Source organism: Tranquillimonas alkanivorans, assembly GCF_900115595.1.
Classification (GTDB): Bacteria; Pseudomonadota; Alphaproteobacteria; order Rhodobacterales; family Rhodobacteraceae; genus Tranquillimonas; species Tranquillimonas alkanivorans.
On sequence record NZ_FOXA01000021.1, the window covers coordinates 21,008 to 40,767 of the forward strand.

Genomic DNA, 19,760 nt, shown 5'->3' on the forward strand with positions numbered 1-19,760 from the left:
TAACCGAAGTTCTGATGCGCGTATTCTTCTTTCACAACGAAAGGATGGTTCGGTTTGGAGACCAAGAATCTTGAGACTCTGAGGGCGGTCGCCCAGCAGGGGTCACTTGCCGGAGCAGCACAGGTGCTGAACGTCACTGCGAACGCTGTGGCGCAGCGAATTCGAGTGCTGGAGACGGAACTCGGCGTCCCCCTCCTCGCCCGTGCGGGCAGGAAGGTCCGCCCGACGCGGGCCGGTCACGCCGTTCTCGAACGCCTGCCGGGCATCTTGCGGGACGTGCGAGACCTGCACGCCGCGGCAGCCGGAGGAGAGATCGCCGGAGAATTGAAGATTGGAGCCATCGCCACAGCACTGACGGGTCTACTTCCGGAGGTGCTGGAGCATCTCGCGCGAGACCACCCCGGCCTACGCCTGCACCTGGAGCCGGGCACCTCCAGCGAACTGTATGAGCGGACGCGCGATGGCGCACTTGACGCGGCTGCCATCGTCGAGCCGGAATTCGACCTCCCAAAGCTGCTCAGCTTCCGCCTGTGGCGGCGCGAGCCCCTGATTTTGCTTGTTCCAGAAGCCGAGGGCCGGGAGGATCCGCTAATGATCCTCCGAACCGAGCCGGTCATTATTTATGATCGAGGTCAGTGGGGCGGTCGTTTGGCCGCGAGATGGCTTGAGCAACAGCGCATGCCCCTTCAAACGCTCTTCGAGCTCGATGCCCTTGATACGATCGCGGTCCTGGTAGGCCGAGGGCTCGGCGTGTCGGTGGTGCCGGAATGGGCTGGGCCGAGGCCGGAAGGGGTGCGCCTGCGCAGCTTGCCCCTTCCGGATCCGGCTCCAGAGCGAAGGATCGGAATGATCTATCCACGCAATGGCGCGCGAACTCATCTGGTCGACGTGCTGCTCAACGCAGCCGAAGCCTCCCTTTCTACCTCCGACCGGTGAAGGACAAAGCGGGAATTTCCGTTCGCGTCTCGTATCCCCGATAGAGACTGAAGCCCGATCATGGCCATGTTCCGATCGATTTCTTCCGACAGGATGTCGATCGCCCGGGTTACGCCGGACCGGCCGGCAAGAGCCGCGGCGTAGAGGAAAGGCCGTCCGACGAAAGCGAAGTCCGCCCCGAGTGCCAGCGCCTTGAGAACCTCTGTGCCGCGCCTGAGCCCGCTGTCGATAAGAACGGGCACGTCCGGCCCCGCTGCGGCACGGATGCCGGGCAGTGCGTCGAGGGGCGCGATCATGCTGTCGAGCTGACGGCCACCATGACTCGAGACTATCAGCCCGTCGCACCCCATCTCGAGGGCGCGGCTCGCGTCATCCGGGCGCAGGACGCCCTTGAGGATCAGGTTTCCCTTCCAATGCTTCCGTGCTGTCTCGAGGTGCTCCCATGCGAAAGCCTCCCGGCCGCTGAACGAACGCTCGATGTTGCGCGCGACGATCGGTGGACCTTCGCCCACGTCGAGGTTCGCGAAGCGCGGCATGCCATGCCGCATAAGCGTCCTGAACGCCGTCCCAAATGACCAGGCCGGGCGGGTGGCGCCCTGCAGGAACAGCTTCGGTGTCGGCGCGATTGGAGTTACGAAGCGATTCCGCTTGTCGATTTCCCGGTTCCCGTTAACCGGAACGTCGGCCGTGACGACGAGCGTCTCGAACCCTGCGGCGGCGACCCGCTCGACCATCGCCCGGACGCGATCATGGTCGCCGGGGAAGTAGGCTTGGAACCAATGGCTCGGCCCCTCCTTAGCGACACGTTCGAGCGGTGTAAGCGAGGTCGCACTCAGGATCGCGACGGTCTCGCGGTCATGTGCGCCATTGGCGAGTGCGACATCACCATCGTAGGCGGCGAGTGCCGACAGACCCATTGGAGCAATGCCGAAGGGACGGGAGTAGCGCCTCCCGAACAGGCTCACCGACTGGTCCCTATCCTTGGTGCCGCGGAGCACGTTTGGAGAAAAGAGATACTTCTCGTACGCGCCCCGGCTGCCTGAATATGCTGCGCCGGACTCGGCGTGACCCACTACATACCCGAAGATCGGAACCGGCAGATGCCGGCGTGCGCGTGCTTCGAGGTCGTCGAGGGAGACTACGCCGCGCATGCTCCTCGGAACGTTCTGGCGTACCGGGGCAGCCGTTTCGGGGCCGCGGGACGCAACGGAGGATTTGCTGGAGGACTCAGCGGCTGTCATCGCGGTACGTTCCTTCGTAGATGACACAGCCTCGCTCGTTCAGCAGCCGGTCCACCCAGGCCCGATCCACGCCGCCATCCCGTATCGAGGCGAGCTCTTTGGTTTCCGCCTCGAGCTTCGCCTCGCCGGCAGACAAAATTTGGTCGGCATCCGCAGCGGGGATGGAGAGAACGCCGTCCCCGTCGCCGACGATCAGATCCCCGGGATTGACCACCATGCCGCCGATGCGCACCGGGACGTTTACCTCTCCGGGTCCGTCTTTGTAGGGACCTCGATGGGTGATGCCGCGGGCAAACATGGGCATTCCCATCTCGGCGATCTCGTCCCGATCACGGACGGCCCCATCGACCACGAACCCCTCCACGCCCTTCGTCTTGCCGAGGAGCGCCATGATCTCTCCCATGATCGCCGTGGTCAGATCGCCACCGGCGTCGACCAGGATCACGTCGCCAGGGCGGGCCATGTCGATCGCCTTGTGAACGACAAGGTTGTCGCCGGGCCTCGTGCGCACTGTCAGAGCGGTGCCGGCGATCGACTTGCTCCCTTTGGCCCAGTGTATGGGAAATATGCCTGCGCCGCCCGCATCCATGCGGTTCATCATGTCGGAGATGTTCGCCACCGGCAGACGCCGGGCTCGGTCGATCAGCCTGGAATCAATCTGCGAAGCGCATCCGAAGACGCGAAAGCCGTTGCTCACCTTGTTCATTCTTCCTCCTTGGGTCTGTTGGCGCGATCGGCATCAGCACCGAGAGCGCGCAGGACCTTCTGCACAACGCTGCGCCCGACCCGTTCGAGGCCGAGGTTGGTCGAGGCCGCGAGATGCGGCGTCGCGATGAAATTCGGCTGACGAAACAGCATGTGGTCCCGCGGCGGAGGCTCCGTTTCGAAGACGTCCGACGCGGCGCCCGCCATACGTCCCGAAGCCAGTGCGTCAGCCAGCGCAACCTCGTCGACGATACCGCCACGAGAGCAGTTCACCAGGTAAGCTCCCTGCGGCAGTTTCCGGAATGCGCTCTCCCCCAGCAGATGGCGTGTGTCCGCGGTCAGCGGCATGTGAACGAACAGCAGGTCGCTGGAGGCCAGGATTTCGTCGAGAGAGGAGGCTCGCCGCACTCCGGTGGGCCATCGGTCGTGCGGCAGATACGGATCGTACGCAGCCCGGGATGTGTTGAAGATGCTCAGGATGCGGGACACCTCGCGCCCTATGGCGCCCATTCCGAGAATTCCCGCGGAAAGTTCGTCGATTTCCTTTCCGATGCGATCCTGCCCCGAAAGCGGTGCGCCCTCACGTAGGGCGGTCGTATGTCCCGAGAGGTTGCGGATAAGCGAAAACGCCATAGCAATTGCGTGTTGCGCCACAGAGGGGGCGTTCTCCCCTGGAGTGGCAACCACGGTGACACCTGCGCGCTCCGCTGCCGCGCAGTCGATCGTATCGGTCCCAGCGCCGTGCTTACCGATGACGCGCAGGGCGGGCGTCGCGTGGATGTCGGCCTCGGAAACCCGGCGGTTGCGCACGATGAGGGCTTCCGTGTCGGCGCTCCACCCGTCTACGCCGTACGTCACCTGCGCATTCCGTTCCAGAATGCTGGCTGCGACGGGGTGAATATGCTCTGTAACGTGGATCAACGGACGATCACGCATCCCCGACCTCATCCACCTCACCTCCCGATAGGCACACTGAGACGGCCGCGACCCGGAACCGGCCCTGCCTCAACGCGTCCGCTTCACGCCCGCTCATAAGCGGGCAAGCGGCGACAGGCACATCGCGCGTCATCGTCACCTCCTCCAATTTTGGATACAATCCCATCTCAGCCCTCAGGGCGCAAGGTGATATTTCTTCGGTTTGACCGAAAGAAGAATGCGATGATAGCTTTATTGACAGCGACACGGAAAGGCGTAGGGTCTCGATTGTGTCCAATGTTGTCGATGCTCGACATACAGGACATGTCTCAAGTGGGAGGAAAGCATGAAACTGACGAGTAAGATTCTGTGTGTTGCCCTTGGCTCGACGGTCCTCGCCGGGCCGGCGATCGCTCAGGAGTATCCGGAGCGTCCGATCGACATGATCGTTGCCTACAGCGCCGGCGGTGGCACGGATGTCGCTGCACGGACGCTGGTGCCGTATATCGAGGAGCACCTGCCCGGTGACGCCACGATCAACGTCATCAACCGCCCCGGCGCCGGGGGTGAGATCGGTTTCACTGCCTTGGCCAATGCGGATCCCGATGGCTACACGATCGGGTTCGTGAACCTGCCCAATCTTCTGTCGATCGCGATCCAGCGCGAAACGGACTACGAACTGTCTTCGTTCCAGCCAGTCGCCGACATCGTCTATGATCCCGGCGGGTTCGGAGCGAGCGCCGATGCCGGCTTCGACGATCTCGAGGGGCTGGTCGAATATGCCGAGAACAAGTCCGGGCCGGTCACCTACGGCACCACCGGGATCGGATCGGACGATCATCTCGCCGCGCTGACGTTCGCCCGTCAGGCGGGCATCGAGATGCGGCACATCCCATTTAGTGGCGCGGCCGATGTCAGGGCGGCTCTTTTGGGCGGCCAGATCGACCTCGCAAGCACCAATGTCAGCGAGTTGATCGACTACGCGGACTCGGGCGACGTCGTGATCCTCGGCCAGATGGGGGAAGAGCGGTGGTCGGAAGCCTCCGACATTCCGACATTCCAGGAGCAGGGCTTCGATGTCGTGATGGGCTCCGACCGCGGGCTCGCCGCGCCGGCGGGCTTCCCCGAGGACGCTCTGGCCACCCTGCAGACGGCCGTCGAGGCAGCCGTTGCCGACCCCGAATTCCAGGAGCGAGCGCAGGAGCAACGCCTGCCGCTCTCCTTCATGGATGCCGAAGCGTTCGGCGCGAAACTGGATCGCATGAACGAGAACCTCCAGGGCATCTGGGAAGAGCAGCCTTGGGTCGAGCAGTAATCGCTCTCCGGCGGCCCCCTCTCGGGGCCGCCGGGCATGGGGGGAGACCATGAACCGATCAGCCTTCGAATGCGTCACGGCGCTCGTGGTCCTTGCGGCGTCCGCAGCGGGTCTCGTTGAAAGCTTAGGCTTCCGTAATCAGGGGGCGATTATGCCCGTCACCGTCACCGCGCTCGCCTCTGCGCTGAGCGCAATCTGGCTTGCAACCTCGGCTGTCGCCGTCGTGCGCGGAACCGGCAAGCGCGTCGAGCTGGATGGTCGGAAGGTCGCGAGGTTCAGCGTGCTCTGCTTCGCCGCGGTCGCCTACGTCTACCTGATGTCCCGCATCGGCTTTTTCACCACCACCATTCTCGTGGTGCCCGCTCTCGCCTTCATCGGGGGATACCGTAATGCGAAGGTGCTCGTAGCAGCGACCATCGGCTTCGTTGTCGTTCTCTACGGCGTCTTTCGGGGCCTTCTCTCGGTCCCGTTGCCCGATGACCTTCTCCTCTCGCTGATCGGAGGCTGATGATGGAAATTTTCTCGGCGATTGCATCGGCCGCTCCCGGCGTGTTCACGATCCCGGTGATCATCGCCATGTTCATCGGAACGGTGGTTGGCATCGGTGTGGGTGCGCTGCCAGGTCTGTCGGCGACGATGGGCATCGCGGTCCTCATCCCGCTGACCTTCTCGCTGGAGCCACTGGTGGCACTGGGAATGGTCGCCGGCATCTACAATGGTGCGATGTATGGCGGATCGATTCCCGCCATCCTCCTCCGCATTCCGGGCACGCCCGCCGGGATTGCGACGGTGTTCGATGGTCATGAAATGGCCAAGAAAGGCAACCCGAAACTGGCGCTTGATATTTCGCTGGTCTCGTCGTCCCTCGGCAGCGCCGTGAGCGCGATCGCGCTTCTTCTTCTCGCCCCCCCACTCGCGGCGATCGCCTTGAAATTCGGGCAGGCGGATTATTTCTGGCTCGCCGTTTTCGGCCTGACCGCGATTTCGGTTCTTCTCGCGGGAAATCCGGTGAAGGGCTTTCTCAGCGCATGCCTGGGTCTGTTTGTCGGCCTCATCGGGATTGACGCTCTGACGGGCAACCAACGGTTCACCTTTGACACGCCCGATCTCCTCAGCGGGGTCAACATCATCGTGATCCTGACCGGGCTCTACGCCATCCCGCCGGCGATCGACCTGATGACAGGTAAAGCCGGTATTGCCGCCGGTCACATCGACGTCTCGGGCTCGCGGGCGAAGTTTCCCTGGCACACGCTGGTACCCGTCTGGATCCGGTCCTCGGTCATCGGCTTGGTAATCGGACTTATTCCGGCTCTCGGGGGCAACATCGCTGCGCTCCTCGCGTGGAACGAACAGCGACGCTGGACGAAGAATCCTGGAGCCTATGGGACAGGCGAACCAGATGGCATTGCAGCGCCTGAGTGCGCCAACAACGCCGATACCGGTGCCACGCTGATCCCCGCACTGACGCTCGGCATCCCCGGAAACGCCGTGGCGGCGGTCGTTCTCGGCGCGCTTCTTGTCCACGGACTCCGTCCGGGACCGGAGCTGTTCCGGGCCAACGCCGATGTCGTCTACGGCTTCATGCTCACGATGCTGGTGACCGCCGGGTTCATGTGGGTGATCGGGAAATTCGGCTCGCGCCTCTACGTGAACGTACTCCGAATGCCCGGGAAACTCCTCGGCCCCTTCGTGCTCGGTCTGACGATCGTGGGTGTGTACTCGATCCACAATTCGATGTTCGAGGTCTGGCTGATGCTCGGGTTCGGGGCACTTGGCTTCCTGATGGAGAGACTGGCCATCCCGACCGCCCCGGCTGTTCTTGCCGTAATCCTCGGGCCGATAGCCGAGGAGTCCCTGCGCCGAGCACTGCTCATCTCCGGCGGCGACATGAGCGTCTTGCTCGCTGGTCCGATCTCCTGGATGCTGGCTGCTCTTACGATCATCGCCGTTCTCTCTCCCCTCTGGAAGGCGATCCAGTCGCGGCGGGCGGCGCGCACGGGTGCTGAAGCGTCATGACGGTTCTCGAAGACATCCTGACGAGGCTGAGGCAGCGTCTTGTCGGGGGGCACTATCCCCCCGGCTTCAAGCTTCGTGAACAGGCCGTCGCGGGCGAATTCAATATCAGTCGCACACCGGTGCGTGCTGCGATCCAGAGGCTCGTGGCGGAGGGGCTGCTCGAATATGAAGCCAATCGCGGGGCGATCGTTCGCGAATGGACCGATGAGGACCGGGAGGAAATCTTCGAGCTGAGAATGCTCGTGGAGAGCCACGCAACGGGTCGTACTGCAAAGGCGATATCACCGGCGGCTCTCGACGAAATGGAGGCGCAGAACGAGCGCATTCGCCGGGCGATGGGTGAACACGGTGAAGGCGCCCTGGACGTGATGCACGAGGCAAACTTCGCCTTTCATCTGGCTGTCTACGAGAACTGCGGCAGCACCCATCTCGCGCATTACGGCCGCAGTCTGCTCGACTACCCGATGGTGATACGGGGGTTCTACATCTACTCGGAGGACGAGATGTACGAGAGCATCCGCCAGCACGAGGAGATCCTTTCCGCTCTCAAAGCCGGAAACGAACGCTGGGCCCGGGCTGCAATGGAGTGCCACTTGCAGGGGGCAATCATGCGATTCCGCAAGTCGCAGGAAAAGGCGGCCAGAGATCCGGAGAAGAGTGAGGCCCCGGATCTTGCTCCCGCAACGGCCGTGTCGGACTGACGCACCGCTTCGCTCCGCCGAAGATCAACTGGACAACGGCGATCCGGCTGGCAGCGGCGAAACACCAAGCCGGGAACGTCCTGCGAGGAAACCTGAATGCGCATTGCCACAACAACAATCATCGCGGAGGCTATCTGATGTCCGCATCCACCCCAGTCACCCGCATCGTCTTCCTGGACCGGGCAACGCTGTCGCCGGAGACGACGATCCGGGAGCCTGCCTTCCCTGCGAAACTGATCGAGCACGACCGGACTAAGCCAGGCGAGGTTGCCGAACGGATCTCCGAAGCTGACATCGTCATCACCAACAAGGTGCCGCTCGACGCCGAAGTTCTTGCCGCCGCGCCACGACTCAAGCTGATCGCGGTTGCGGCTACGGGGTACGACCGGATTGACCTGGATGCGTGCCGCGACCGGGGCATCACGGTCTGCAACATCCGCGCCTATGCTGGCAACACGGTGCCGGAGCATACCTTCGCGCTGCTCCTGGCCCTCCAGCGCAGCATCGTGCCGTATCGTCAATCGATAATCGAAGGCCGCTGGGAAGAGGCGGATCAATTCTGCTATTTCGACTATCCAATCGCCGATCTTTCCGGAAAAACCATCGGCGTCGTCGGCGACGGTCTTCTTGGGAAGTCGGTCGGCCGCATCGCCGAGGCCTTCGGGATGCGTGTTCTGTTCTCGAGCTACAAGGGCGTCGAAGGAATGGGCCCGCTCTATACGCCGTTCGAGGAGGTTATGCGGATCAGTGACGTCATTACGCTTCACTGCCCATTGCTCCCGTCCACGAAAAACCTCATCTCCGACGCCGAGTTCGGCATGATGGAACGCCGGCCGCTGTTGCTAAATACAGCCCGAGGCGGCCTTGTCGATGAGGTCGCCCTGGAGCGGGCACTCGACGCCGGCCGCATTTCCGGTGCGGGCTTCGATGTCGTCACCACCGAGCCGCCGGGCGAGGATCACGTCATGCGGCGGATCGCCTCGCGCGACAACGTCATCGTCACGCCCCACGTCGCCTGGGCAAGCCGCGAGGCGATCCAGGCACTCGCCGACCAGCTCATCGACAATATCGACGCCTTCATGCAGGGCAGTCCGAAGAACGTCGTCGTTTGAAGAATGGGCATGGATCGCCTTGAGCCGCGCCACTTCTTGCGAGAGCTTTTCGAGGCGGCCGTCGCGGCGGCTCAGCCCGAGCTGACGCTGCCCGCAGCGCTTCCTTCACCGCCGCCGGGCCGCACGGTCGTCATCGGTGCCGGGAAAGGGGCCGCTCAGCTTGCCCGGGTATTTGAACGTCACTGGACAGGCCCCTTCGAGGGCTTCGTCGTCACGCGCTATGGGTTCGGGGTTTCCTGCGAGAAGGTTGAGGTAGCCGAGGCGGGGCATCCCGTCCCCGACGAAGCGGGTCTGTGCGCAGCCGAAAAAATGATGTCCATGGTCGCGGACCTCGGCCCGGACGACCTCGTCATCGCGTTGCTGTGCGGCGGAGGATCGGCGCTGCTGCCGTTGCCCCCGGACGGGTTCTCCCTCTCGGACGAGCAGGTGCTGGCGGAGACTCTCCTGCGCAGCGGCATGCCCATTGGCGGGATGAACACGGTCCGAAAGCACTTCTCACGGATCAAGGGAGGGCGACTGGCGCAGGCCGCGGCCCCTGCGCGCGTGGTTTCCCTGGTTGTCTCTGACGTCCCGGGGGATGATCCGGCCGAAGTGGCCTCCGGGCCCACAATACCCAGCCACACCACACGGGCCGATGCGCTCGACTGGCTCCGGCGCTACGATGTTGCGCTTCCCGAAGGTCTGCAACGGGCGCTCGAGGAGGCCGAGGAGGCCCCGCGTCCCGACGATCCCGATTTCCGCAGACATGAGGTTTCGTTGCTTTCCTCGGCCGGAAAGTCGCTCGAGGCAGCAGCCGGTCTCGCCGAGAAGATCGGCTTACCTGCTGTCATCTTGTCCGACAGCATGGAGGGCGAAGCCCGGGAACTCGGGAGGACGCATGCCGCGATTGCCCGGGAAGTTGCGCTGAGGGGCCGCCCCTTTCGCAGCCCGGTCGTCCTGTTGTCGGGCGGTGAAGCAACGGTGACCCTTCGCGGAAAGGGGCGTGGCGGACCGAATGGGGAATTTCTTCTGGCGTTGGCGCTCGAACTGGAGGGGGTCGAGGACGTATCCGCCTTGGCTGCCGACACCGACGGCATCGACGGCTCGGAGCGGAACGCGGGCGCATTCGCCGATGCACGGACCCTCTCGCGGATCAGGGCCGGGGGCCATGATCCGCAAGAATTCCTGTTGAGCAACGACTCGTGGACCGCATTTGCCGCGGCCGGCGAACTCTTCGAGCCCGGCCCCACCGGAACGAACGTCAACGACTTCCGTGCGATCCTTGTCGCCGCGCGACATTAGAATTCACATGGCAGGAGCCGATCACGGCTCTCAGGCGACTGACGCCCAGCCTTGTTGCAGCTTGCCCCGCCCAATCGCGAGTAAGGTTGCCCCAGCTTAGGCGCCGTGCGTCGCTGCACCCATGGCTCCAGTAGGTCAATGTCACTTATGTAATTGCTGCATAGCAGCAAGACCTGTTTGTGCGTTGTGGGAGGCGCCAGGGCGCATAGTTATTAGGCCAATCGACAAGAGCTGCAGACTTACAGGAAAATGGTGATCGCCCATGGCTTACGTACAGCAAACTTCGAGCTTCGAGAGCGGCTTCACGGATCGCCTCGCGACTTCTGTGAAGGTCTTCTTTGAACGGGTCGGCACCCACATTGAGACCTACCGTATCTACTGCCAGACGCTGACGGAGCTCGAGGCGATGAGTGATCGCGAACTGGCCGATCTCAACCTCAGCCGGTACGACATCCACCGCGTCGCCTGCGAGGCGGCTTGCGCTAAATAACTTGGGATCAGAGAGCACTCCTCTACCCTGAGCGCGGCAGCTTCACCCTGCTAATGTCGCCGCGCCTTTCTGGAGTTCGAATGCTCCATCGGTTCCGAACAGCCCTTCCCTCCCTGACGCATGTTCGTGAAAGAGCGGCGGCGCCCTCCTCCTCCCTGGCGTCGCCGCATTCCTCCCGGGAAGTGCCCGCACCCGAGGCTGCCTTCGGCGCTCGCGCGTTGCCATCACCTTCGCAGAGTTCCCTTGGAAGAGGGCGACCGAGTCTGCTGCAACCTCCAGTCAAAATGACATAACACCCGCACCGAGCCGCCGCCTCGGGCGGATCGAAACGCACCGCGCCCCGTCCGCCCTGATGACCCGCTGTCGGGCCCGTTTGCACGCGTCGTATCATCCACCGCTTGATGCGCCTCGCGTCCCCTACGGCGCCGGGCGGATGTCAGACTGCGCAGCTCGCTCAACAGCATCTTCAGCATCTTCTCGGCGCTCGGTGCGATAGAGGCATTTCGGTTATTGGAGTAGACCGCTCCTGCTCGTCGTCAGGCTGTCTTCCCTCGCCCGGTGCGGCCGCCTCAGACGCTGTCCTTCACGCGCTCCCAGGTGTTCATGAGGTGCCGAGCCATAACCTCGCCCAAGGCATCGCCGTCGCGACGGGAGAGCGCTTGCGCCATCTGCTCGTGCTCGGCGACGGCGGCAGCCCAATAGTCCGGGCTGCGGTTGCCGATGAAGCGGATGCGCTTGAGTCGGGCCTGGATGTTGCGCTGCATCTCCTGCAGCGTCTCGTTCCCGGTCAACTCGGCCAAGCGAGAATGGAACGCCTGGTTCAGCTTGTAATAGGCCAGCCGCTCGCGCTTCTCGTATAGGTCCAGCATCTCATTGTGCAGCGCCATGAGAGCGGTGATGTCGTCGTCGCTGGCGCGCTCGCAGGTCAGTTTCCCGGCGAGCTTCTCCAGATGGGCGAGCACCTCGAGCATCGAGAAGACGTCCTGCGGCGTGAGCTTGCGCACGACCGCGCCCTTGGACGGGCGGATGATCACCAATCCCTCGGCCGCCAGCGTGCGCAACGCCTCGCGGAACGGCGTGCGCGAGACCTCGAGTTGTTCGATCAGGCCGGTTTCGTCGATCCGGCTGCCCGGCTCAAGGTAGCCCTCGATGATCAGGTCGCGAATGCGGTTGGCGACCTGATCGTGAAGGGTCTGCTTGCGGATCGCCACAGGGCCACCGGCCACGACGCCAGGATTCTCCATGCTTCTCCCCGGGTTCAGGTTTCGCATCACTATAAAGCCTCTTGCCTCGGCCTGCGACTCTCTGCAATGTATTTCGTATACAAAGTGAGGAAATACATGATTCACCAACAGCGAGTCGCTTTCGCCATCGGCGATGCCGGGGGGATCAGCACGGAACTCAGCGCCCGCGTTCTCGCGGACCCGGAGGTCAACCGCGGCGACATGATCGTCATCGGCGACGCCCGGGTTCTCGCCATGGGTGCACGGCACGCGGGGGTGGAGGTCGACCTTCCCACACTCACTCCCGAAGATGCGGCGCAGGGTCTGCCGGAGGGCACGGTGCTGGTGGACATGGGCAACTGCGACCCGGATGCGGTCACGCTTGGCCAGTCGAGCAAAGTCGCTGGCGCCGCCGCGCTGGAGAATTTCGCCGCGGCGCTCAGGGTGGCGAACGCGGGGCTGGCCGACGCGGTGTTCTTCACGCCGTTCAACAAGCACGGAATGCGGCTGGCCAAGGCCGACTACGTGGACGAGATCGGCTTCATCAACGAGACCATCGACGCCCCCCGCAGCGGGCGCGAGTTCAACGTGCTCGACGAGGTCTGGAACGCGCGGGTCACCTCGCACATCCCGCTGCGCGAGGTGGCCGACGCCTTGACCACCGACCGCATCTTCCAGGCGCTCTGCCTGACTGTCGAGACCATGGAAGGTGCGGGCTTCGAGCGCCCGCGCATCGGGGTCGCGGCGCTGAACCCGCACGCGGGCGACGGGCGCAACTTCGGGACCGAGGACGAGGACGTGCTGCTGCCGGCGGTGCAACGCGCGCAGGAACGGCAGATGGCCGTCACCGGACCCATCCCGTCGGACACCGTCTTCGTGCGCGCCGTGAAGGGCGAGTTCGACGCCGTGATGACCATGTACCACGACCAGGGCCAGATCGCGATGAAGCTCATGGGCTTCGACCGCGGCGTGACGCTGATCGCGGGCTACCCGTTCCCGATTGTCACCCCGGCCCACGGCACCGCCTACGACATCGCGGGCAAGGGCGTGGCCGACACCGGGGCGACCTTCAACGCGGTAGCGCTCGGCCGCCGGCTGGCGGGCCGCAACGCTCGAGACGGGGAGCGCGTCGCGCCCGCGGATTTGACCGCGCTCTTCCGGGGACCGGTGCGGGAGGTTGCGACCGGGACCTGAGCGTATCGACGTTTTCGACCGGCGGCCGCGCCGCCACCAACTCAAGGGAGGAAGACCATTGGAACTCAAAAGCGCGATCTTCGGCGCCGCGGCGCTCGCCGTCATGGCGGGGACGGCCTCGGCACAGGAAGAAATCATCTTCGGCATCAGCGCCGCCACCGGCTCGCTTCAGGAGCAGTCGGCGAGCGAGTTCGCCCGCCGCGCCAACGAGAAGCTGGGCGATACCGCCGTCGTGAAAGTCTTCGACAGCTCGCAGCTCGGCAAAGACAAGGACATGCTCCAGAAGATCAAGCTGGGCACGATGCACCTGACGCTGCCCTCTTCGATCATGCCCGAGATCGCGCCCGAATACGCGATCTTCGACCTGCCGTTCCTCGTCGCCGACCGTGACCACCTGGCCCGGATCGACGAGACGTTCTTCAAGGACGTGCTGGTGCCGGCCGCCGAGGCACAAGGCTACCGCCCGCTGGCGGTCTGGGAGAACGGCTTCCGCCAGATCACCAACAACGAGCGCCCGATCAACACGCCCGCCGACCTCGAGGGGCTGAAGATCCGGACCCCGAACTCGTCGTGGCGCGTCGCCATGTTCGACGAGTACGGTGCCAACCCGACGCCGATGGCCTTCTCCGAGGTCTTCGTGGCGCTGCAAACCGGGGTGATCGACGGGCAGGAGAACCCGCTGACCAACATCGTCGGCGGCAAGCTCGACGAGGTGCAGGAATACCTGTCGATGTCGGGCCACGTCTACTCGCCCGCCTACCCGACCGTGGGCGTGGCGGCCTTCGAGAAGCTCGACCCGGAAATCCAGGATGTGCTGACCGAGACTGCGCAAGAGGTCGCGCTTTGGGCGCGCGAACAGGGCGAGAGCCAGGACGGTGCGCTGCTCGAGGAGCTGAAGGCTGGCGGCATGAAGGTGAACACCGCCGACCGGGCCGCGTTCGTTGAAGCATCGAAGCCGCTCTACGAGAAGTTCGCGACCGAGGTCGAGGGTGGCCAGGAGATGATCGACCAGGTTCTCTCGCTCGCCGATGGCGAAGGCTCCTGAGCTTCGATCGGGGCGCGGCTGGACGGCTGCGCCCCTTTTCACATTATCCCGGGAAAGACACCTCGACATGACGGCACGCCTCACGCGCCTTCTCGACGTCGCGCTGCAGGCCGCGACGATCCTGATGATCGTCACGCTCGCCTGCGTCGTTCTTCTGGGGGTGGCGTTCCGCTACTCCGGCAACTCTCTGATCTGGTACGACGAGGTCGCGGTCCTGCTGCTGGCGTGGATCACCTTCACCGGCGCCGCGCTCGCCGGGCTGCGCAATGCGCATCTGGGCTTCAGCGGACTGCTCTTCGGGCTGCCCCTGGCGGGGCGACTGACGCTGTTCTGGATCTGCGAGGCGATCTTCCTCGCCACGTTCGCCATCACCGCCTGGGCGGGCTGGGCGATCCTTGAGATCTTCGGCAACGAAACCATGACAACGCTCCGCTTTGTGCCGCGCAGCCTGGTGCAGTCGATCCTGCCGGTGAGCGCGGCGCTGATGATCGTCGGGCGCCTGCTGACCATGGTCGAGCGGCTTTCCGATGTGCGCGCCGGTCGCGATCCTGAGTCGGTTGAGATCGAGCACGAGATCGCACGCGCCGAAACCGAACTTTCGCGCCTGAAAGCGGAGCAGTCCTGATGACCGAAGCCTCCATCCTCTTCTCGATGTTCATGATGATCGCCATCGGCCTGCCGATCGCGGTGGCCATCCTGGCGAGCGCGCTGGTCGGGGTCTGGCTGCTCAACGGTCACCTGGGCTTCCTGAACGCGGCGCTGTCGCTTTATGACGGCGCCACCAGCTTCCCGCTGATCGCGATCCCGCTCTTTATCCTGGCGGGTGCGTTGATGAACACCGGCGGCATCTCGACACGGCTGATCGCCTTCGTCTCGGCGCTGATCGGCTTCGTGCGCGGCGGGCTCGCCATGGTGAACGTGGGCGTGTCACTGTTCTTCGCCGAGATCTCGGGCTCGGCGGTGGCCGACGTGGCCGCGACGGGCTCGGTGCTGATCCCCGCGATGAAGAAGAAGGGATACGCGCCCCGCTTCGCCGCGGCGCTGACCTCCTCCTCGGCATCGCTGGCCATCATCATCCCGCCGTCGATCCCGATGATCCTCTACGGCGCGCTGTCGGACACCTCGATCGTCAGGCTTTTCGTCGCCGGCATCGTGCCGGGCCTTCTCGGCGGCGGCCTGCTGATGGCGCTCTCGTATTACTTTGCAGTGCGCTACGACCTGCCACGCGAAGAGGGCTTCAGCCTGTGCCGGCTCTGGAAGGCCACCAAGGACGCCGTTTGGGCCCTGATCCTGCCGGTGATCATCCTGGGCGGCATCTTCGGCGGCATCGTCACCGCGACAGAGGGTGCGGGCCTCGCCGTCGTCGCCTCGCTCTTCATCGGGCTCTTCATCTACCGCGAACTCGACTTCGGGAAGCTCTACGGCGCCTTGCTCGACGGGGTGAACCAGACGGCGACGGTGATGCTGCTCGTCGCCGCCTCGGCGGTGCTGGGGCTCTACCTGACCGAGACCGAGCTGCCGCAGCGGCTGGCGGCGGGAATTACCGACATCACCACCAACAAGATCCTGGTGCTGATGATCATCAACGTCTTCCTGCTGTTCGTGGGCATGGTCCTGCACGGCGCGGCGGCAATCATCCTGACGGTGCCGATCTTCATGCCGCTGGTGCACCAGATGGGCATCGACCCGATCCAGTTCGGCATCCTGATCACGCTGAACATCGCGCTCGGCCAGCAGACCCCGCCGGTGGCGAGCGTGCTGATCACCGCCTGCTCGATCGCCAAGACCGACGTCTGGAGCACCACGAAGACCAACCTGCCGTTCATCGGGGTGCTGGTGCTGGTGCTGCTTCTCGTCACCTACGTTCCCGCGGTGCCGCTGTCGCTGGTGGAGGCCTTCTATGGTCAGTAGCGCAGCCCTGCCCCGCATCGCGGTACTCGGGATTGGCCTGATGGGCCGGCCCATGGCCGAGCGGCTGATCGCTGCCGGCCACCCAGTAACCGCCTGGAACCGCAGCCGCGAAAAGGCCGAGGCGCTCACGGGCGCCGACGTCGCGGCCAGTCCGGCCGAGGCCGGGCGCGCGGCGGACATTGTCATCACCATGCTCGAGAACGGGCCGGTGGTGGAAAAGGTCCTTTTCGGCGAGGACGGCCTTGCGGAGGGGGTGCGCGACGGCGCGCTCGTGATCGACATGAGCTCGATCCGGCCAGACCAGGCACGCGACCACGCGCGGCGCCTTGCAGAGAAAGGCGCGCGATATCTCGATGCCCCGGTGTCGGGCGGCACGGTCGGGGCCGAAAGCGGCACGCTCGCTATCCTGTGCGGCGGTGCAGCAGCGGATCTCGACCGCGCCCGGCCGGTTCTGGCGCATCTGGGACGGCCGGGCCTTCTGGGCCCCGTAGGAAGCGGGCAACTGGCCAAGCTGGCCAACCAGGCGATCGTCGCCGTCACCATCGGCGCGGTGGCCGAGGCGCTCGCAATGGCCGCCCGCGGCGGCGTCGATCCAGCGAAGCTGCGCGAGGCGCTGATGGGCGGTTTCGCTGACAGCCGCGTGCTCGACCTGCACGGGGCGCGCATGGCGGAGCGCGACTTCACCACGCGCGGCCGCACCGTCACGCATCTCAAGGACCTCGAGAACGCGCGTATCGCGCTGGAGGAGATGGAGTTCCAGGCGCCGCTCCTGGCGACCGCGACCGAGCTGTTCCGCAGTCTTTCGGAGCACGAAGGAGATCCCGACCACAGCGCGCTGATCCTCGAGATCGAGCGGCTGAACGGGATCGTCGAGGCTCCGGGGGAGGCTTCGGCATGAGCGGCGGAAAGCCCGCGGTGGGCGTGCTCGGCGCGGGCATGATGGGCGCGGGCATGGCCGCCAGTCTGCTTCGGGCGGGCCACACCGTTCTGGTCACCCCGCACCGCAGCCGATCCGCCGTCGACCGGCTGATTGCCGCCGGAGCCGAGGAAGCGGCCTCTCCCGCCGATCTCGCCGCCCGGGCCGAGGTCGTGCTCACCTGCGTGCCCGACGGCCCAGCGGTCGAGGCGCTCTCCGAGACAATCCTGCCCGTGCTGCGCCCCGGCACCCTCTGGATTGACGCCACCACCTCGGACCCGGACGTGACGCGGCGTGTCGCCGGACGGGTCGCGGACCACGGCGCGATCTTCGCCGACGCCCCCGTCACCGGCGGTCCGGCGCAGGCCGAGGCGGGTGAACTTGCATCGCTGGTGGGGTGCCGCGAGACCGATCTGGAGCGCGTCGAGACGGTGGTCAGGACCTACTCAAAGGTCGTGCGCCGCTTCGGCGACATCGGCGCAGGCCACACCGCGAAGCTTCTCAACAACCTGGTGACGCAGGGCACCATGGCGCTTCTGGCCGAGGCATTTTCCGGCGCGCGGACCCTCGGGGTGGACTGGCAGGCGCTCTACGACGTGATGTGCACCGGTGCCGCCCGCTCGGGCACGCTCGAAAAAGCAGTGGGTCCCGCGCTGCGCGGCGACTTCGACGGCAGCCGCTTTGCCATCTGCAACGCCGAGAAGGATCTGCGCTACGCCGTCGCCGCTCTCGGGCCCCGTGCCGAACTCGCGCGCGCGGCGCACGACGTACTGGCGCGGCACGTGGCCGAGGGCCGCGGCGACGCCTTCGTCAGCCGGATGCTGAAACCGCATCCCGACGCCTCCTGAGTGCCCTGATGGGCTCTGTCATCAAGGTTCCGAAGGAGCGAGCCGAGCAACTACGCATGCTGTCACGCAGACGCCAGATGCCGATCGCCGATCTCATCGGTGAATACCTCAATGCGCAGATCGCGGCCGGTCACCTCCCGGCCGAGCTTCCGGGTTTTGTCATCGAGAGGACCGGAGACACCATCATTTCCGCGGCCGGAACGTTTTCGGCGAATCTGTCCGTGCAGGACGCGGCCCGGCTGGGAGCCGCGTTGCGTGATTGTGCCGACGGATCGTTCGATGAAGTTCGCCTTCGCCACGGGCTGCGGGTGCTTCGGAACGGTAGAGGATTATCGCTAAAGCATGGAGGCGCGGCGGAGGAGCGCTCCATGTGCCGCGGAATCGCCCGCGACCTCGGCGATTGGCTGCTGCGTGTGGCGGGCTGAGAGTCTGAATCTGGCATGCTGAGGCTCGTTCTCCGCGCCCAGCAGCGGATGGGCGAGGGCGCGACTGCCCCGTTCGCGCAACGATCGCCATCTTGCGGCCGCTCAGCCTTTCTCGTAGAGGCGCGCGACTGACGCTCCATCCTCCATGCCGTTTCCCGCTTCGGCCCAGTCCCGGTACTGGTGAACGCCGGTTTGCATCACCGGCAGGTCGAGTCCGAGACCTTCGACGAACTTCGCAACCGACTTCAGGTCCTTGCTGAGCTGCCTCGCATAGCTACGCGGCGGATCGAAGTCCTCGGCCGCCATCTGCGTATAGATGCGCTGCAGGATCGTGCTGTCGGCCATCCCGCCCTTGAGCGCGCCGGGCAACAGGCTGGGGTCCATCCCCGCCGCCCGCATCACCGCCAGGATCTCGGCCATCAACACGTAGTTCGCGCCGACGATCGCCTGATTGACGATCTTGGTCTTCTGGCCGGCACCGAGGTCGCCCATCCGCGTAATGTTGGGCGAGAGCAGCTCGAGGAGCGGCATTACACGCTGGCACGCCTCCTCCTCACCGCCGATCATAAGCGTAAGATTGCCCTCCTCGCCAGCCTGCGGCCCGCCTGACATCGGTGCATCGATCCACGCTGCCCCGGTCGCCTCGGCGAGGCCGGCTCCGACTTTCTCCGTTGCCTCGGGCGAGGTCGTCGAGAGATCCACCAGCAGCGACGCCCCCTCGGCTCGCGCGAAGCCCAGGTCGCCGAGACAGACGCTCTCGATCGCGTCATCGCCGAGGACGCAGGTAAAGACGACTTCCGACGCGCGCCAGACCTCGGCGGGCGAGTCGGCCCAGACTGCACCCGACGCCTCGACCTCCGCAAACCGCTCCGGCTCAAGGTTCCAGACCGTCAGAGGCACGCCCTTCTGACGTAGCCGGCGCGCGATCGGCGCGCCCATGATTCCAAGGCCGACGAGCCCTGCGCGGGTGGACGTGCCGAATGCCATCAGGTTCCTCCTGGTTTCAGGTTCTCGATGCGGTAGATGTCGATAGCGTTGGCGGCGAACAGCGCCCGCCGCTCCGCTTCGGGGAAATCTGCGGTAATCGCCGCAAAGCCGTCGAAGATCGTGCGAAACTCGCCGACCAGGCTATCGACGGGAAAGTTGAACTGCCCCATTCGAGTGGTCCAGGTTGATTGTTAATGCATTGCCCTCCTTCGGTCGACGGTGACGATGGCTTCCGGGGCAGGCGGTCTGTAGCCCAGGGCGCTATGGGGGCGGATGGTATTGTAGTGGCGCCGCCATTGTTCGATGAGGATCTGGGCCTCGCGGAGCGAGTAGAAGATCTCCCCGTCGAGCAGCTCGTTGCGGAAGCGGGCGTTGAAGCTCTCACAATAGCCGTTCTCCCACGGTGATCCGGGCTCTATGAAGGCAGTTTTCGCGCCCACGGCTTCGATCCATTCACGGACCTTTCGGGCGGCGAACTCGGGCCCGTTATCGGATCTGA

22 protein-coding genes are annotated in these 19,760 nt (G+C 64.9%); 15 read left to right on the forward strand and 7 right to left on the reverse strand.

Going from position 1 to position 19,760, the window contains the following annotated elements; genetic code table 11:
- Positions 1-54 precede the first annotated feature (54 nt).
- Entirely contained in the window at positions 55-936 is an 882-nt protein-coding gene (locus tag BM162_RS17620; protein ID WP_093424723.1) for a LysR family transcriptional regulator, read from the forward strand.
- Here the strand turns inward: BM162_RS17620 and BM162_RS17625 are convergent.
- The 3 genes from BM162_RS17625 to BM162_RS17635 form a co-directional block, all read right to left on the reverse strand.
- Complete coding sequence (locus BM162_RS17625; protein WP_218153121.1) at positions 876-2,087, reverse strand: alpha-hydroxy acid oxidase; 1,212 nt, start codon at positions 2,085-2,087, stop codon at positions 876-878. The genes BM162_RS17620 and BM162_RS17625 overlap by 61 nt on opposite strands.
- A gap of 76 nt (positions 2,088-2,163) precedes the next feature.
- Entirely contained in the window at positions 2,164-2,883 is a 720-nt protein-coding gene (locus BM162_RS17630) for an RraA family protein (RefSeq protein WP_093424726.1), read from the reverse strand.
- Positions 2,880-3,818, reverse strand: coding sequence for an NAD(P)-dependent oxidoreductase (locus tag BM162_RS17635; RefSeq protein ID WP_177215236.1), 939 nt, complete (start codon positions 3,816-3,818; stop codon positions 2,880-2,882). The genes BM162_RS17630 and BM162_RS17635 overlap by 4 nt, the downstream gene beginning before the upstream one ends.
- Positions 3,819-4,143: 325 nt before the next feature.
- On the opposite strand from BM162_RS17635, the gene BM162_RS17640 reads away from it, so the two are divergent.
- The 7 genes from BM162_RS17640 (at position 4,144) to BM162_RS17670 (ending at position 10,712) form a co-directional block, all read left to right on the forward strand.
- Positions 4,144-5,112, forward strand: a complete 969-nt coding sequence (locus BM162_RS17640) for a tripartite tricarboxylate transporter substrate binding protein (RefSeq protein WP_093424729.1) — start codon at positions 4,144-4,146, stop codon at positions 5,110-5,112.
- A gap of 49 nt (positions 5,113-5,161) precedes the next feature.
- Positions 5,162-5,620: a tripartite tricarboxylate transporter TctB family protein gene (locus BM162_RS17645; protein ID WP_093424731.1), complete on the forward strand. Its 459-nt coding sequence runs from the start codon at positions 5,162-5,164 to the stop codon at positions 5,618-5,620.
- Complete coding sequence (locus tag BM162_RS17650) at positions 5,620-7,128, forward strand: tripartite tricarboxylate transporter permease (RefSeq protein WP_245759326.1); 1,509 nt, start codon at positions 5,620-5,622, stop codon at positions 7,126-7,128. Before BM162_RS17645 ends, BM162_RS17650 begins: the two co-directional genes overlap by 1 nt.
- Positions 7,125-7,829: a GntR family transcriptional regulator gene (locus BM162_RS17655; protein WP_093424734.1), complete on the forward strand. Its 705-nt coding sequence runs from the start codon at positions 7,125-7,127 to the stop codon at positions 7,827-7,829. The genes BM162_RS17650 and BM162_RS17655 overlap by 4 nt, the downstream gene beginning before the upstream one ends.
- A 137-nt stretch (positions 7,830-7,966) precedes the next feature.
- Positions 7,967-8,941, forward strand: coding sequence for a D-2-hydroxyacid dehydrogenase (locus tag BM162_RS17660; protein WP_093424735.1), 975 nt, complete (start codon positions 7,967-7,969; stop codon positions 8,939-8,941).
- A 9-nt stretch (positions 8,942-8,950) separates the two neighbouring features.
- Positions 8,951-10,222: a glycerate kinase type-2 family protein gene (locus BM162_RS17665; RefSeq protein ID WP_093424736.1), complete on the forward strand. Its 1,272-nt coding sequence runs from the start codon at positions 8,951-8,953 to the stop codon at positions 10,220-10,222.
- A gap of 262 nt (positions 10,223-10,484) precedes the next feature.
- The gene (locus BM162_RS17670) at positions 10,485-10,712 is read left to right on the forward strand and encodes a DUF1127 domain-containing protein (protein ID WP_093424737.1); all 228 of its coding nucleotides are present in this window, start codon (positions 10,485-10,487) and stop codon (positions 10,710-10,712) included.
- Positions 10,713-11,281: 569 nt separating this feature from the next.
- Here BM162_RS17670 and BM162_RS17675 read toward each other — a convergent pair.
- Positions 11,282-11,956: a GntR family transcriptional regulator gene (locus BM162_RS17675; RefSeq protein WP_093424739.1), complete on the reverse strand. Its 675-nt coding sequence runs from the start codon at positions 11,954-11,956 to the stop codon at positions 11,282-11,284.
- Between the two features lie 96 nt (positions 11,957-12,052).
- On the opposite strand from BM162_RS17675, the gene BM162_RS17680 reads away from it, so the two are divergent.
- The 7 genes from BM162_RS17680 (at position 12,053) to BM162_RS17710 (ending at position 18,274) form a co-directional block, all read left to right on the forward strand.
- Positions 12,053-13,129 (forward strand): 4-hydroxythreonine-4-phosphate dehydrogenase PdxA, encoded by a 1,077-nt coding sequence (locus BM162_RS17680; RefSeq protein ID WP_093424740.1) that lies wholly within the window; start codon positions 12,053-12,055, stop codon positions 13,127-13,129.
- A gap of 58 nt (positions 13,130-13,187) precedes the next feature.
- A complete protein-coding gene (locus BM162_RS17685) occupies positions 13,188-14,174 on the forward strand; it encodes a TRAP transporter substrate-binding protein (protein ID WP_218153123.1) in 987 nt (328 codons plus the stop codon).
- Positions 14,175-14,241: 67 nt separating this feature from the next.
- Positions 14,242-14,799, forward strand: a complete 558-nt coding sequence (locus BM162_RS17690; RefSeq protein WP_093424742.1) for a TRAP transporter small permease — start codon at positions 14,242-14,244, stop codon at positions 14,797-14,799.
- On the forward strand, positions 14,799-16,085 hold the full coding sequence (locus tag BM162_RS17695; RefSeq protein WP_093424744.1) for a TRAP transporter large permease: 1,287 nt from the start codon (positions 14,799-14,801) through the stop codon (positions 16,083-16,085). The genes BM162_RS17690 and BM162_RS17695 overlap by 1 nt, the downstream gene beginning before the upstream one ends.
- Positions 16,075-16,983 carry an NAD(P)-dependent oxidoreductase gene (locus BM162_RS17700; RefSeq protein WP_093424746.1) on the forward strand — a complete coding sequence of 303 codons (909 nt, stop codon included), beginning with the start codon at positions 16,075-16,077 and terminating at the stop codon, positions 16,981-16,983. Before BM162_RS17695 ends, BM162_RS17700 begins: the two co-directional genes overlap by 11 nt.
- Positions 16,980-17,849 carry an NAD(P)-dependent oxidoreductase gene (locus BM162_RS17705; RefSeq protein WP_093424748.1) on the forward strand — a complete coding sequence of 290 codons (870 nt, stop codon included), beginning with the start codon at positions 16,980-16,982 and terminating at the stop codon, positions 17,847-17,849. Before BM162_RS17700 ends, BM162_RS17705 begins: the two co-directional genes overlap by 4 nt.
- A gap of 8 nt (positions 17,850-17,857) precedes the next feature.
- Complete coding sequence (locus tag BM162_RS17710; protein ID WP_143096199.1) at positions 17,858-18,274, forward strand: hypothetical protein; 417 nt, start codon at positions 17,858-17,860, stop codon at positions 18,272-18,274.
- 102 nt (positions 18,275-18,376) lie between these two features.
- Here BM162_RS17710 and BM162_RS17715 read toward each other — a convergent pair whose 3' ends face one another.
- The 3 genes from BM162_RS17715 to BM162_RS17720 form a co-directional block, all read right to left on the reverse strand.
- On the reverse strand, positions 18,377-19,261 hold the full coding sequence (locus BM162_RS17715; RefSeq protein ID WP_093424752.1) for an NAD(P)-dependent oxidoreductase: 885 nt from the start codon (positions 19,259-19,261) through the stop codon (positions 18,377-18,379).
- Complete coding sequence (locus tag BM162_RS22935; protein WP_177215237.1) at positions 19,261-19,431, reverse strand: hypothetical protein; 171 nt, start codon at positions 19,429-19,431, stop codon at positions 19,261-19,263. The genes BM162_RS17715 and BM162_RS22935 overlap by 1 nt, the downstream gene beginning before the upstream one ends.
- A 21-nt stretch (positions 19,432-19,452) precedes the next feature.
- On the reverse strand, positions 19,453-19,760 hold a 308-nt coding region (locus tag BM162_RS17720; RefSeq protein ID WP_143096200.1), incomplete at its 5' end, for an integrase core domain-containing protein.